The organism is Streptomyces murinus (assembly GCF_002154555.1).
Lineage (GTDB): Bacteria > Actinomycetota > Actinomycetes > Streptomycetales > Streptomycetaceae > Streptomyces > Streptomyces murinus.
Genome location: NZ_MUNF01000278.1, coordinates 1 through 13,267, shown reverse-complemented (window position 1 = coordinate 13,267; position 13,267 = coordinate 1). Strand labels below are relative to the sequence as shown.

Annotated in this window: 12 protein-coding genes; 4 read left to right on the top strand and 8 right to left on the bottom strand. The window is 73.1% G+C overall.

Annotated features, from left to right (window positions below; translation table 11 throughout):
• A partial coding sequence (locus CCN72_RS17990; protein ID WP_244174298.1) for an amidase family protein occupies positions 1-263 on the top strand: 263 nt, incomplete at its 5' end.
• Positions 264-302: 39 nt separating this feature from the next.
• Here the strand turns inward: CCN72_RS17990 and CCN72_RS17985 are convergent.
• From CCN72_RS17985 to CCN72_RS38100, 3 genes are read right to left on the bottom strand one after another with little or no spacing between them, the layout of a single operon-like run.
• Positions 303-974 (bottom strand): hypothetical protein, encoded by a 672-nt coding sequence (locus CCN72_RS17985; RefSeq protein WP_086808403.1) that lies wholly within the window; start codon positions 972-974, stop codon positions 303-305.
• Positions 975-1,011: 37 nt separating this feature from the next.
• Entirely contained in the window at positions 1,012-1,539 is a 528-nt protein-coding gene (locus tag CCN72_RS17980; protein WP_086808402.1) for a GNAT family N-acetyltransferase, read from the bottom strand.
• A 53-nt stretch (positions 1,540-1,592) separates the two neighbouring features.
• Complete coding sequence (locus CCN72_RS38100) at positions 1,593-1,766, bottom strand: hypothetical protein (protein ID WP_106979947.1); 174 nt, start codon at positions 1,764-1,766, stop codon at positions 1,593-1,595.
• Positions 1,767-2,227: 461 nt separating this feature from the next.
• On the opposite strand from CCN72_RS38100, the gene CCN72_RS17975 reads away from it, so the two are divergent.
• Positions 2,228-2,623, top strand: coding sequence for a hypothetical protein (locus CCN72_RS17975; RefSeq protein ID WP_086808401.1), 396 nt, complete (start codon positions 2,228-2,230; stop codon positions 2,621-2,623).
• A gap of 39 nt (positions 2,624-2,662) precedes the next feature.
• Here CCN72_RS17975 and CCN72_RS17970 read toward each other — a convergent pair whose 3' ends face one another.
• From CCN72_RS17970 to CCN72_RS17950, 4 genes are all read right to left on the bottom strand, one after another.
• Positions 2,663-4,222 (bottom strand): SDR family NAD(P)-dependent oxidoreductase, encoded by a 1,560-nt coding sequence (locus CCN72_RS17970; protein WP_161221576.1) that lies wholly within the window; start codon positions 4,220-4,222, stop codon positions 2,663-2,665.
• 171 nt (positions 4,223-4,393) lie between these two features.
• A complete protein-coding gene (locus CCN72_RS17965) occupies positions 4,394-5,725 on the bottom strand; it encodes a wax ester/triacylglycerol synthase family O-acyltransferase (RefSeq protein ID WP_086808399.1) in 1,332 nt (443 codons plus the stop codon).
• 144 nt (positions 5,726-5,869) lie between these two features.
• Complete coding sequence (locus CCN72_RS17955; protein WP_086808398.1) at positions 5,870-8,191, bottom strand: GH92 family glycosyl hydrolase; 2,322 nt, start codon at positions 8,189-8,191, stop codon at positions 5,870-5,872.
• Positions 8,192-8,391: 200 nt separating this feature from the next.
• Positions 8,392-9,183, bottom strand: coding sequence for a (2Fe-2S)-binding protein (locus CCN72_RS17950; protein ID WP_086808397.1), 792 nt, complete (start codon positions 9,181-9,183; stop codon positions 8,392-8,394).
• A gap of 244 nt (positions 9,184-9,427) precedes the next feature.
• Here CCN72_RS17950 and CCN72_RS17945 point away from each other — a divergent pair, with 244 nt between their 5' ends.
• Positions 9,428-10,546 (top strand): DMT family transporter, encoded by a 1,119-nt coding sequence (locus tag CCN72_RS17945; RefSeq protein WP_167408688.1) that lies wholly within the window; start codon positions 9,428-9,430, stop codon positions 10,544-10,546.
• On the opposite strand, the gene CCN72_RS17940 is transcribed toward CCN72_RS17945, so the two are convergent.
• Positions 10,536-11,516 carry a M23 family metallopeptidase gene (locus tag CCN72_RS17940; RefSeq protein ID WP_086808396.1) on the bottom strand — a complete coding sequence of 327 codons (981 nt, stop codon included), beginning with the start codon at positions 11,514-11,516 and terminating at the stop codon, positions 10,536-10,538. The genes CCN72_RS17945 and CCN72_RS17940 overlap by 11 nt on opposite strands.
• A 270-nt stretch (positions 11,517-11,786) precedes the next feature.
• Here CCN72_RS17940 and gndA point away from each other — a divergent pair, with 270 nt between their 5' ends.
• Positions 11,787-13,226, top strand: a complete 1,440-nt coding sequence (gndA, locus tag CCN72_RS17935; RefSeq protein WP_086808395.1) for an NADP-dependent phosphogluconate dehydrogenase — start codon at positions 11,787-11,789, stop codon at positions 13,224-13,226.
• The last annotated feature ends 41 nt before the right edge of the window (positions 13,227-13,267 follow it).

Below are 13,267 nucleotides of genomic sequence, written 5' to 3'. Positions count from 1 at the left end.
GAGGAAGGGGGTCAGCCGGGCCCTGGCACGAACGCGGCTGGCTGCGCAATGTCCTCGCCAACTCGGCCTACTCGCCGTTCACCCCGCCCTGGAACCTGACCGGCTGGCCCGCGATGTCCGTCCCCGTCGGCTCCCTGCCCTCGGGCGCCCCGGCCGCCGTCCAGTTGGTGGGCCGCCCCGGCACGGAGGCCGTCCTGCTGGACCTGGCGGAGGAACTGGAGCGCTCGCTCCCCTGGGGTCGTACGGCACCGCTGGGCGACTGAGACGGGCGGCGCCCGGTCACGTACGCCCGGGCGCCGCCCTCACCCCTCCGCTCCCCTCAGCCCTGCTCCCCCGATGAGCCGCCGGGCCTCCTCGACCCACCCCGACACCGTCGCGGCGCCACAGCTCTCGGCCACCTTCCGGGCCTCGTCGAGGTGCCCGAACGCGGTCGCCGGGTCCCCGGTCTCGGCGGCGAGGTAGCCGAGCGCCACCAGCCCGGCCGCCTCGCCCGCCGGGAAGCCGATCTCCCGGCGCAGCGCCACCGATTCGGTCAGCCGCTCCCGGGCCCGCTCGAAGCGCCCGGCGTCCTTGTCCGCGAAGCCGAGATGCCGCACGGCGTACGACATCGTCCTGCGGTCGCCGGCATCCCGCGCCAGCGCGTACGACCGCTCGAAGTACGGCACCCCGGCCGGGCCGTCCCCCTTCACCACCTGGTGGCAGCAGCCGATCCAGAACAGCGCGTCCGCCTCCCCCGGACCGTCCCCGAGGCGCCGGTACAGCTCGGCGGCGCGTTCGAACAGCGCCAGTTCCTCGGGCCGTTCCTCGCGGTCGCCCAGGAAGCGGAGGTGCAGCACCTTGCCCCGGGCGAGCGCGAGCGGCGCCTCGACCGCGTCCAGCACGTCGTCCGACCGCTCCAGCGCGCCCGCGTCCCCCCGGAACATCGCCGCCTCGAACAGCTCCCCCGCCTGCCCGATCCAGTCACGCTCCCGCATGTCCCGCCCCTCCCCGTCGATGTGAACAGCGCCGAGGCTATCCGCCCGCGCCGGACGGGGCCGGGGATTTCCACGAGGGCCGGACGAGCGACCTGTGCATGACGTGCAGACCGACCAGGCCGTGGCGGGGGTGTTCGAACGCCTCGGGGATCGTGGCCAGGACCGTGAAGCCGAGTGAGGTCCACAGGCGTACGGCCGGATTGGTCTCGACGACGGCGTTGAAGACCATCGCGCGGTAGCCGTGGCGGACGGCCTCGGTGAGGACGTGCTCGGCGAGGGCGCGGCCGACGCCCCGGCCGGTGTGGGCGGGATCGACCATGAATCCGGCGTTGGCGACATGGGCGGCGGGGCCGCCGTAGTTCGCCGCGAGGTAGGCGGAGCCGGTCACGGTGCCCGAGGGGTCCTCGGCGACGTACACACGCTTGCCCGGGCCCGTCCACAGGGCGCGGGCGGCGGGCTCGTCGGTGTCGGGGTCCCAGGTGTACGTCTCGGCGGCGGCGACGATCCGGTGCCAGAAAGGCCAGATCAGTGGCCAGTCCTCGGGTACGGCTGTTCTGATCGGCATGGGCGTGATTCTCGCATCACGCCCATGCGCGGCGGCGATCACGAGCGAGGGGGTCAGTCCACGCTCGGCAGGATATGGGGTTCGGCGAGGTCCTCCTCGTAGCCCGCGAGGCGGATGGGGGCGGACCGGGCCCACACGTCGAGGCTGCCGAGTTCTCCGGGCCGGCGGCCCGGACGCTCCGGGTACTCTTCGGGGCTTTGCTCGCGTTTCGTCTTCTCCGGTGTCACCGCGCACTCCTTATGTGTCGGGTCACCCTTGGGGCGTACCGGACCATCTGCGCTCCGGCGTCCGCCGCCCGCTCGGGTCTGGATGGAAGGCCAGTTCGGGCGCGGTGGCGCCGGTACTTCGGGCGGAGCGGGCCGAGATCTGCGGCACGCTCCCGGACGGACGAAATGGGTGTGGGTGGGACCCCTTTTCGCTGTCCGTCCACTCCAGATTAACCAAATGAGCGGACTGCCGCTCGATAGGGAGTGCAAACAAGGGGTAACTATCGCGTTTCGAACGGCAACCCAATACCGTCCAATATGCAGCTATACATAACAAAGCGCATCGCGGACACGACGGTGCGTATCACCCGTTCGGCCTACGCCGCACGGTTCGCGACGCAGTTCAGGTGCCGTTGGCCGGGCCGCAAGCTCACCATGGTCTGCTGGCGCCCGACACGGCCCTCTCGCGGAAGGACGGACGCATGGAGCTGCGCAGCGTCGAGGAGCTGATGGACCTGCTGCACGCCGGGCGGCCCCAGCACGCGCTGCGGACCGCCGCGCTGCTGCGCCGCGGCCGACCCGCCGACAAGGAGCTCCAGGTGGCGGGGCTGGTCCAGGGCATCGGACCGCTGCTGGCCCCGGGCGACGAGGCGGACTCGGCACGCCGCGCCGCCGCCGCGGTACGGCCGCTGCTCGGCGAGCGGGTGTGCCGGCTGGTGCGCGGGGACGCGGGCGCCGCCGACGACGACGTCCTGCGGCTGCGGCTGGCCCGCGAGGAGGGCCGTACGGCGTGCTTCGACGCCGGGGTGCTGGAGGACTGGCGCACGGTCCTGGAACTGGTCGCCGCCCGGCACTGCCGGCTCGACGCGGTCGACTGACCCCCGGGGCGGACCCCGGAGATCAGTGCGGGGCGCCGCTTACCACTTGCCGGGCGCGTAGTCCTTGAGGAAGACGCCGTACACGTCGTCGCCGTCCTCGCCGCGCACGATCGGGTCGTAGACGCGGGCCGCGCCGTCGACCAGGTCCAGGGGCGCGTGGAAACCGGCCTCGGCGAGCCGCAGCTTGTCGTAGTGCGGGCGCTCGTCGGTGATCCAGCCGGTGTCGACGGAGGTCATGAGGATGCCGTCGGTGTCGAACATCTCCTGGGCGCTGGTCCGCGTCACCATGTTCATGGCCGCCTTCGCCGCGTTGGTGTTCGGGTGCCCGGCGCCCTTGTAGCCGCGGCTGAACACCCCTTCCATCGCCGAGACGTTGACGACGTACGACCGTCCGCGCGCCGCCTTGCGGGCCGCGTCGGCCATCGCCGGGCGGAGCATGCTGATCAGGATGAACGGCGCCGTGTAGTTGCACAGCTGGGTCTCCAGCAGCTCCACCGGGGAGATCTGCTCGATGGACTGCACCCAGGTGTTGGAGTCCACGACGTCCGGGACCAGGCCGCCCGCGTCGATCGCGGTCCCGTCAAGGTGCCGGGCGACGCTGGCGTTGCCCGCGACCAGCGCGAGGTCGGCGACCTGCTGCGCGTCCAGGCCACCGGCCCGCGCCTCCAGGGCACCGGTGCCGAGGGGCAGCGCGGCGATGCCGTCAACGGCGCCCGAGTTGAAGGCGCCGATCACCTGGTGGGCGGGGAGTTCACCGGCGGGCAGCGGGGCGCTCTCGCCCTCGACCAGCGCGGCGTACGCCGAGGGCAGCCGGCGTACGGTCTGCGTCGCGTTGTTGATCAGGATGTCGAGCGGGCCGGCCTCGGTGACGCGCTCGGCCAGGGACACGGCCTGCGCCGGGTCGCGCAGGTCGATGCCGACGACCTCCAGGCGGTGCAGCCAGTCCGCCGAGTCCTCCATCGCCTTGAAGCGGCGGATGGCGTCCTTGGGGAACCGGGTGGTGATCGTGGTGTGCGCGCCGTCGCGCAGCAGCCGCAGCGCGATGTACATGCCGATCTTGGCGCGGCCGCCGGTGAGCAGGGCGCGCTTGCCGCTGAGGTCGGCGCGGGCGTCCCGCTTGGCGCGGTTCAGACCGGCGCACTGGGGACAGAGCTGGTGGTAGAAGTAGTCGACCTCGACGTAGCGGGTCTTGCAGGTGTAGCAGGAGCGCGGGCGCTGGAGTATGCCCGCGATGCGGCCCTCCTCGACCTTGGAGGAGGGCAGGATGCCCTCGGTCTCGTCGTCGATGCGCTCGGCGGAGCCGGTGGCCGTCGCCTCGGTGACCGCGCGGTCGTGCGCGGTCTTGGCGGCCCGGCGCTCCTGGCGGCGGCGCTGCTTGACCGTCCGGTAGATGGACGAGGTGGCCCGGCGCACCAGGATCGCGTCGGGGTGGTCGACGTCGATCGTGTCGAGCTCCTCCAGCACGCTGAGGCAGACGGCCAGGCGCTCGGGGTCGATCCCCGGGCCGTGGACGACCTCTTCCGCGGCCATGGAGTCCATGTCCGTGGAGTCCATGCCCCTGGGGTCCGTGGCCATGGAGCCGTCTTCTGTCACCGTCATCGCGCTGCCGTTTCCCTGATCCCGCGCAGCGCTCCGACTCACGCCCGCTATCGAACGCGAAATTCTAACGGAGCGCGGGCGGCGGAAGCGAAACCCGATCGGAGCAGGGGCGGAACCGGTGGGGAGCCGGGGGAGGCGGGGACCGGTGCGGCTCCGGCCGGGCCCCGCCCCTCAGCAGCCACAGGCCGCCAGCAGCGTCGCCGCCTCCGTCGACACCGCGTGCGCGAACCGGTCCAGGTCCGGTACCGCCGCCGCGTCCGCGACCAGGCCGTAGTGCACCCGCCCGCGGTACGTCGAGATCGCGACGGCGAGCGACTGGCCGGGCGCGAGCGGGGCCAGCGGGTAGACCTCGGTCAGCTGGTGGCCGCCGAGCCGCAGTCCCACGCCGGGCAGCGGCACGCTCGTGACCAGGATGTCGAACCACAGCCGCGCGGCCTGGCCGACGAGCGGGCCGCCGAGCCGGTGACCAAGCGCCGGCACATGGTCGGCGAGCAGCGCGACCGCGCCGGCGCCCCGGTCGGGGCCCGCGTCCTTGTTGCGGACCATCGCGGTGCGCACGGCGGCGAGCCGGCCGAGCGGGTCGGGCTCGTCCACGGGGAGCCGTATCAGATAGCCGGAGAGCCGGTTGCCGGGTGGCTGGGCGGTGCGCGGGCGGCGCCGGGAGACGGGGATCAGGGCGCGCGGCGCCACCCCGGTGCTGCCGTCGCCGCGTTCGTCGAGCCAGCGGCGCAGCGCACCGGCGACGACCGCGATGAGGACGTCGTTGACGGTGCCCCCTGCCGTCTTGCGCACCCGGTGCACATCGTCGATGTCCAGGACGACACCAGCGGTGCGGCGGGTGCCGCTGGGCGGGGAGGCGAGCGCGGTGCTGGGGCGCATGCGCAGGGTGGACAGGGCGAGGGAGGCGCCGATGTCCAGGGCCCGTCCCGCATCGGAGAGGGCGCCCCTGACCAGGCCGGGGAGCATGCCGGGCAGCTCGCGCACATGCGGCAGCGCGCGGCGCGGCGGCTCGGCGGGGCGGGCCGGCCGCTCGGGCATGTCCATCGGATCGAGGACGCCCGCGGCGAGCTTGAGCGCGCGCAGTCCGTCGGCGAGGGCGTGATGGAACTTGAAGAGCACGGCGAAGGAGACCCCGTCCTCGCCGGGCAGGACATGCGCCTCCCAGGGCGGCCGGCCGCGCTCCAGCGGACGCTCCATCAGCCGTCCGGCGGCCGCGTGGAAGTCACCGGTCGGCGCGTGCAGCCGTACATGGTTCAGCGGATCGAAGTCCGGGTCCGCCTCGCGGGTGGCGCCGCCGAAGGCGAGCGGTCCCCAGACGTCGCGGATGCGCAGGCGGAGCCCGGGGACGGCGGCGGCGCGGGCGGCGAGCAGGTCGGCGGCGTGGGCGCCCGCGGTGGGCGAGTGCGCGCCGAAGACACCGAGTGCGCCCAGGTGCATCGGGTGCCGGTCGGACTCGATGTTCCAGAAGGCCAGGTCGAGGGGAGCGAGCAGATCGGAGGTCACGGGCTTGCCTCGCGCGTCGGCGGAAGGGAACTTCAGTCAATCCCCGACAGTCGATTACGGTCAAGTGTGATCGATATACGCTCAGTTAACAACGGATAAAGTCCCGCCCCGCCGAACGGGGCGGGACTCAGGAGACGCCTGAGGTCACTTCAGTACCGGGGGCGCCGCCTGGGCCGACGTACCCCACCCTGACGGGCGCGGGCCGACCGTGAACGCCAGCGAGCGCAGGGAGCGCAGCGCACGCGTCGTCAGATACGTCCGCCCGTGGGCCGACCCGTCGACGCGCACGCCCTGGACGTAGCGGTCGGCGGCCGAGGTGCCGGGCGCGGTGACGGTCAGTCCCCCGCTCGGCCAGTAGCGGCGGTCCAGGGCGAGGTCGACGCGGTCGAAGACCGGGGTGGACAGGCCCCAGGTGTCGTAGCCGGGCTGGATCGGGAACAGCCCGATGGAGGACAGCACGTTCCAGGCGGACATGGTGCCGAGGTCGTCGTTGCCGGTCATACCGGTGGGGCCGTCGGTGAACAGGGTCAGGGCCGCGTGCACGACATCGGTGGTCTTCCACGGCTGGCCGGTGGCGAGGTAGGTGTAGGGCGCGATCAGATCGGGCTCGTTCATCGGGTTGTAGACGGCCGCGTTGTAGTAGGCGTACGCGTCGCCGTGCACCCACACCTCACGGGCCGTCCGCGCCGGGTCGGCGAGCAGCCGGTCGTAGGCGAAGAAGGAGTCCAGGCGGTCGTTGGCGGCCCGCTTGCCGCCGATCAGTCCGACCATGCCGGTCAGGTCCTGCGGGACCAGCCACTGGTACTGCCAGGCCGTGCCCTCGTGGAAGCCGGTGCCGAGCGCCGGGTCGGGGGAGCCGGTGAAGGCGCCGGAGGCGTCACGGGCCCGGAAGAAGCCGGTCGAGGGGTCGAAGATGGTGCGGTAGTGGCGCGAGCGGGCCGCATACCGCGCCGCGTCGGCGTCATGCCCGAGGCCCCGGGCCATCTGGGCGAGCATGGCGTCGGCGAGGGCGTACTCCAGGGTGACGGAGGCACCGTGGTGGTAGTCCGAGTCGCCCATCTTGGCCAGTGGCCGGTCCTTGTCGAACGGGGCGAAGCCGTCCTTGATGTACTCGGCGTTGGCCTCCCGCCCGATGCCCGGGTTGGCGGCGGGCGGCACCCCGTCCGCGTTCTTGCGCAGCGCCCGGTAGGCCCGCTCCTCGAACCCCTTCAGCAGGCCCATCTGATAGGCCGTGGTCAGGAACGGGGTGACCGGGTCGCCGCTCATCACATTCGTCTCGACCGGGCCGTAGCCCCACTTGGGCAGCCAGCCGCCGTCCTCGTCGATCGCCACCACCGAGCGGGCCATGTCCCGCGCCTCGCGCGGCGCGAGCAGGGCGAGCAGCTGGGCCTGGGTGCGGTAGGTGTCCCACAGCGACCAGTTCTGGTAGTACGTGAACCCCCGCGCGCGGTGGACGCGCCGGTCCCAGCCGAAGTAGCGGCCGTCGGCGTCGCCGCCGACGTTGGGCGCGAGGTACGAGCGGTACAGCGAGGAGTAGAAGGTACGGCGCAGAGTGTCGGTGCCGCCCCGGACCCGCACCCCCGCAAGCCGCGTCTCCCACTGCGCGCGGGCCGCCCGGCGCACGGTGTCGAACGACCGGCCGCCCTCGGACCGCAGATTGCCCGCGGCGCCCGCCGCATCGACGTACGACAGCGCGGTGGTCGCCTCGACCGTACGGTCCCCGGTGGTGTCGAAGCGGACATAGGCGCCGCCCCGTCCGCCGCGCGAGCCCGCGGTGACGGTGGCGCCGTCCCAGGTGCCGTACGCGGTGAAGGGCCGGCTGAAACGGGTGATCGTGTAGACCGTGTACGGACCGGTGTCCCGGCAGAAGCCGTGCCCGGTGATCTCGGTGCGCACGGTGCGGTCGTCCAGGATCTCCACCTTGCTGCCGCCCGCCTTGTGCAGCGACTGCGCCGCGTTCAGCAGGACGTTGGCCTTGGTGGTGGCGGGGAAGGTGTAGCGCTGCACGCCGGTACGGGCGGAGGCGGTCAACTCGGCGCGGATACCGGAGGCGAGGCCGACGCGGTAGTAGCCGGGGCTCGCCGTCTCGTCGCCGTGCGCGAAGGCGGCCGCGTACTTGGCGTCGTCGGTCTGCGTGACGTCGCCGGTGGTGGGCAGCACGGGCAGGTCGCCGCCGATCCGGCAGCCCACGCCCGAGAGATGGACCAGCGAGAAGCCGCGGATCCGGCTCTGGGTGTAGTCGTAACCGGTGTTGTGCCCGGTGTCGGGCGAGAACTGCACCATGCCGAAGGGCACGGCGGCGCCGGGGAAGGTGTTGCCCTCGTCCTGGCTCCCGATGAAGGGGTTCACCAGGTCGGTGAGGTGGCCGTCGGTCCGCTCGGCGGCTCCTGCGGCGGGGGTGGCGATCAGCGCGGACGCTGCCATCACCCAGGCCAGGCACAGCCGTGTGCGCCGGGTCCCTCTCATCTCGGATGACCTCCGGAGGTTCGACATCGTTGCCTGCATCGTGGCGGGCGAATGCCGTGAAACCGGGCATTGCGCGACGGGAGAGGGTAAACGCGTCGCGGACGAGGGTGATTTGACGGGCCGTGAGGAGGTCCGCGAGGCGGTCCGTGAGAAGGTCCGTGAGAAGAGCGCGCCCCGGTCGCGCCCCCTCGTACGGCACTTCAGCCGGTCGCCCCATCTCCCTTGTCCGGTACGGCGGTTGAGGGGCCCGGTGCCGCCGGGGGCCGGGAGAAGCAGCAGTCGCCGCACACACCGCCGCCGGGAACCCGGTAGTACAGGCAGCAACTGCGGCGGCGGAAGGCGATGCCGGTGGTGGCGCCGGTGGTGGCGGTGCGGGTTCCTGTGGTCCGCAGCAGGGGGTGGGCGAAGAGTTCACCGGCGAGCGCGCGGGTGCGTGCCGCCGTGTCGGGGCGCCCCTGGGCACGGGCCCAGCGCTCCAGCTCCCGGGCGGCTCCGGCGAGCGCGGAGCCCGCGTTGCCCCACAGCAGCCCGGAGGCGATCCCGTAATGGGCTCTCAGGGTCTCCCCCAGGGGCTCCAGATGGCCGTGGAGCACGGCGGCGGCGAGGGCGGTGGCGGTGGCGGCGGAATCCCCGGGCGCCGGGGACACCTCGGTGAGCCACAGGTCGTCGGGCGCGGCCGCCTCGATGTCCCAGCGCAGCAGGCTCGGGCGCAGCTCGGGCAGCCGGCCGTACAGGACGGCACAGCCCAGCGCGACCGACCAGAGCCGGGCGGCCAGGCCCTGCTGGGCGAGGGAGGCGGCGACCCGGGGTTCGGGGGTGCGCAGGCGGTGGGCGACAAGGCGCACCCGTGCGGTCAGGGGATCGTCGGGGCCGTCCGGGGCGTAAGCCGCCGCGAGGGTCGGCAGCCCGGCCGGGTCCCCGTACGGGTCCGTGCGCAGGGCGAAGAAGGGGCCCGGCGGGCGCAGGGCGGCGAGTTCGGGGTCGAGGTCCACGAGGACACTCGTACCAGGCCCGTTCGCGCACCGGTTGTCGGGGGCTCCCCCCTGGGTAACCCACCTGAGGGATGATCACCGAACCTGTGTACTCCATCGGGAGTAGGACGCATCGCGTGCTCAGGGACGACGACGGGAAGAGCGCGGGCGGGCAGAGTGTTGACCATGGAAGCCGACCGTAGGCCGCGCCGGGCTCAGGCCCCCCGCCGCACGCACAGGAGACGCCGATGAGCGGGAGAGGCAGATGAGCGCCCTCGCGCTGTCCGTGCTGCTGTCGCTCGTGTCCGCCCTCGGCTACGCGGGCGGCGCGATCGTGCAGGAGCGCGTCGCCGTGACGTCTCCCGGCAGCGCGTATCTCCCGCTGCGCAGGCCCGGTTGGTGGGGCGCGCTCGCGCTCAACGGCCTCGGCGGGCTGCTGCACGTGGTCGCACTGGCCTACGGTCCGCTGAGCATCGTCCAGCCGCTCGGCGCGCTGACCATCGTCTTCGCCCTGCCCCTGGCCACGCTGTGCGTCGGCCGCCGGGCCGGGGCGACCGCCTGGCGGGGCGCCGTGATGGCCACCGTCGGGCTCGCCGGGCTGCTCTCCCTGGTCGGCTCCTCCCAGGACCACGCGCTGGACGCCGCCCAGCGACTGGCGGCCGCGATCGTCACCGGCGGCGCGGTGGTGGCGCTGATGTGCGCGAGCCGGGCCGCCCACCGGCATCCCGCGGTGCGCAGCGTGCTGCTCGCGACGGCGGCCGGCATAGCGTTCGGCATGTCCTCGGTGTTCACCAAGTCCGTCACCGTCGGCTGGGACGGCGGCCTCGACTCCTCCGGCACCCTGTTCTCACTGGCGCTGATCGCCGTGTTCTCGGTGGCCGGCGTGCTGCTGTCCCAGGCCTCCTACGCGGGCGGCGGCCTGGCGGCGCCGCTCGCCACCCTGACCGTGGTCAACCCGGTCCTGGCCGCCGTCGTCGGCATCCTCATGTTCGGCGAAACCTTCCGCTACGGCACGACGGGCACCCTGCTCGCCCTGGGGTGCGGGGTGCTGGCGGCGGGCGGGCTGATCATGCTGACCACGGAGCGGATGGAGGGGACGGAGACGCCGGCCCCGGAGCCTTCGGCCGCCGGGGCGCAGATCACCGGCGCGGTGCTCTCCTCGGTGCCGAGGCAGCGGACCGACGGGGAGGACGTACGGGGCCCCGCGCACGCCGACGGACCGCTCACGGAACAGGGGATGCGGGAGCTTCTGGCGCCGACGCCGGCAGCCGACACCGCCCCGGGGGACGCGGACGAGCCCGCACCGCCCAAGGAGCGCTCACCGGCGGCGCCGTACGCCCGCCGGACGATCCCGCACCGACGACGGCCGCGGGTCAGATCCTGACGCCGTGGGCCCGGAGATAGGCGAGCGGATCGATGTCCGTGCCGAAGCCGGGCCCGGTGCGCACCTCGAAGTGCAGATGGGGGCCGGTGACATTGCCGGTGGCCCCGGAGCGGGCGATGCGGCCGCCGGCGGCGACGCGTTGGCCGATCCGTACGGAGATGGCCGACAGATGGCCGTACTGGGTGTAGTGCCCGTCGGCGTGCCGGATCACCACCTGGTACCCGTAGGAGCCGCCCCAGCCCGCGGCCACCACCTCCCCGGCCTCGGCGGCGTGCACGGCGGTGCCGGTCGGCACGAGGAAGTCGACGCCGGTGTGGTAGCCCTTCGACCAGTACGGGCCGGCCACGCGGTAGCCGGTGCCGATGGCCGCGTGGACCGGGGCCATGATGCTCGTGCTCGGGTGGTGGACCTTGGGCTTCACCGGGTGCGAAGTCGGCCTTTTCTTGGCGGACTTGCTGGACTCGGCGGTCTTGGCGTTCTCGGCGGCCTTGGCGGGCGCTTTCGCGGCCTTGGCGGGTCCGGCGGGGGCCTTCGCGGAGTGCAGACCGAGCCGCTCGCCCGGAAGGATCAGATCGGGGTCGGCGCCGACGGTGGCACGGTTGGCCGCGTAGAGCTTTTGCCAGCCGCCCGGGACGTGATGCTCGTCGGCGATGCCGGAGAGGGTGTCGCCGTGGACCACCGTGTACATCGTGGTGCGACCGGCCCGGGACTGGGGCGTGGTCTGGGGGCGCACATCGTGAGCGGAGGCGTCGAGGGCCCGGCCGGGCACCGCGTCCCTGCTGTCGGCCTGCGGACCCGCGGGGGAACCGGCCTCCGTGCCGCTGCGGGCGTCCGCCCCGGTGGCCGTGCCCGCGGCCGTTCCCGCGGCGATCAGCGGGAGCGCGAGGCCCGCGCCGCCCGCCGTGACCGTGAGCGAGGCGCGGTTGATCCTGTTCGGCTGATACCGGCGGTGCCGGCCGCTTAGGGCCATGCGCGAGGTCCCCTCATGCGTCAGGAGGGGCAAAGCTATGCGCCGCGCACATGCCACGACAAGACGGCGTTTCGGCCTTACATGGGCGCCAACTGGCCATGATCGTACGGCTGTTGACGGGACGCGCCCCGGTCCGGCACGGTCGGCGCCCGCGCTCCGCTCCCGGGAATGGCCGGTCTGATGTGCGCTCGCCCTGGGGTCACGTCAGGATGGGCGGGGACCCGTACCACACGGGGGCCGTACTCACGAGGCGATCAGGGAGCAGGCGGTATGAGCACTTCAGCGCAGATCGGCGTCACCGGCCTCGCGGTCATGGGCCGCAATCTCGCCCGGAACTTCGCGCGCAACGGCTACACGGTCGCCCTGCACAACCGCACGGCGTCGCGGACGCACGATCTGGTGAAGGAGTTCGGGCAGGAGGGCGACTTCATCCCGACCGAGACCGCCGAGGAGTTCGTGGCCGCTCTGGAGCGCCCGCGCCGGCTGATGATCATGGTCAAGGCCGGTGACCCCACGGACGCGGTGATCAAGGAATTCGCACCGCTCCTGGAGCCCGGCGACATGATCATCGACGGGGGCAACGCGCACTTCGCGGACACCCGGCGCCGGGAACGGGAGCTGCGCGAGCAGGGCATCCACTTCGTCGGCACCGGCATCTCCGGCGGCGAGGAGGGCGCGCTGCACGGGCCGAGCATCATGCCGGGCGGGTCGAAGGAGTCGTACGCCTCGCTGGGCCCGATGCTGGAGAAGATCTCCGCGAAGGCGAAGGACGGCGCGCCCTGTGTGACCCATGTGGGCCCGGACGGCGCCGGGCACTTCGTGAAGATGGTGCACAACGGCATCGAGTACGCCGACATGCAGCTCATCGGGGAGGCGTACCAGCTGCTGCGCGATGTGGCGGGCTACACGCCGGCGCAGATCGCGGACATCTTCCGGACCTGGAACACCGGGCGGCTCGACTCCTATCTGATCGAGATCACCGCCGAGGTGCTGTCCCATGTGGACGCGGCGACCGGCAAGCCGTTCGTGGACGTGGTGGTGGACCAGGCCGAGCAGAAGGGCACCGGTCGCTGGACCGTCCAGATCGCGCTGGACCTCGGCGTCCCGGTCTCCGGCATCGCGGAGGCCGTCTTCGCCCGCTCCCTGTCCGGCCACGCCGCGTTGCGGGCGGCCTCCCGCCATCTCGCCGGTCCCCGGCCGGCGCCGCTGAGCGGGGCGGAGGCGGCGGCCTTCGCGGACCGGGTGGAGCAGGCCCTGTACGCGTCCAAGATCGTGTCGTACACCCAGGGCTTCCACGAGATCGCGGCGGGCGGCGAGGAGTACGGCTGGGACATCGACCAGGGCGCCGTCTCCGCGATCTGGCGCGCCGGCTGCATCATCCGCGCGGCGTTCCTCGACCGGATCCGCGCCGCGTACGACGCCCGCCCCGACCTGCCGAGCCTGCTGTCCGACGAGACGTTCGCCCGGGAGATCGCGGCGGCCCAGGACGACTGGCGCGAGGTGCTGGCCGCGGCGGTACGGCAGGGCGTGCCGACACCGGGCTTCGCGGCGGCCCTGTCCTACTACGACGGGCTGCGCGCCCCCCGGCTGCCCGCGGCGCTCACGCAGGGGCAGCGGGACTTCTTCGGGGCGCACACGTATCGGAGGGTGGACCGGGAGGGGGCGTTCCACACGTTGTGGGGTGGGGATCGGAGTGAGGTGTCGGCGTAGCGCTGGTGCGAGGGCGCTGCCGCGGTGGAGGCGCTCTAGGG

Coding starts and splice junctions, on each gene's coding strand:
- CCN72_RS17985 (WP_086808403.1), bottom strand. CDS start 974: ATGCGGGAGCGTGACTGGATCGGGCAGGCGGGGGAGCTGTTCGAGGCG.
- CCN72_RS17970 (WP_161221576.1), bottom strand. CDS start 4,222: ATGACGGTGACAGAAGACGGCTCCATGGCCACGGACCCCAGGGGCATG.
- CCN72_RS17975 (WP_086808401.1), top strand. CDS start 2,228: ATGGAGCTGCGCAGCGTCGAGGAGCTGATGGACCTGCTGCACGCCGGG.
- CCN72_RS17955 (WP_086808398.1), bottom strand. CDS start 8,191: ATGAGAGGGACCCGGCGCACACGGCTGTGCCTGGCCTGGGTGATGGCA.
- CCN72_RS17945 (WP_167408688.1), top strand. CDS start 9,428: ATGAGCGCCCTCGCGCTGTCCGTGCTGCTGTCGCTCGTGTCCGCCCTC.
- CCN72_RS17980 (WP_086808402.1), bottom strand. CDS start 1,539: ATGCCGATCAGAACAGCCGTACCCGAGGACTGGCCACTGATCTGGCCT.
- gndA (WP_086808395.1), top strand. CDS start 11,787: ATGAGCACTTCAGCGCAGATCGGCGTCACCGGCCTCGCGGTCATGGGC.
- CCN72_RS17940 (WP_086808396.1), bottom strand. CDS start 11,516: ATGGCCCTAAGCGGCCGGCACCGCCGGTATCAGCCGAACAGGATCAAC.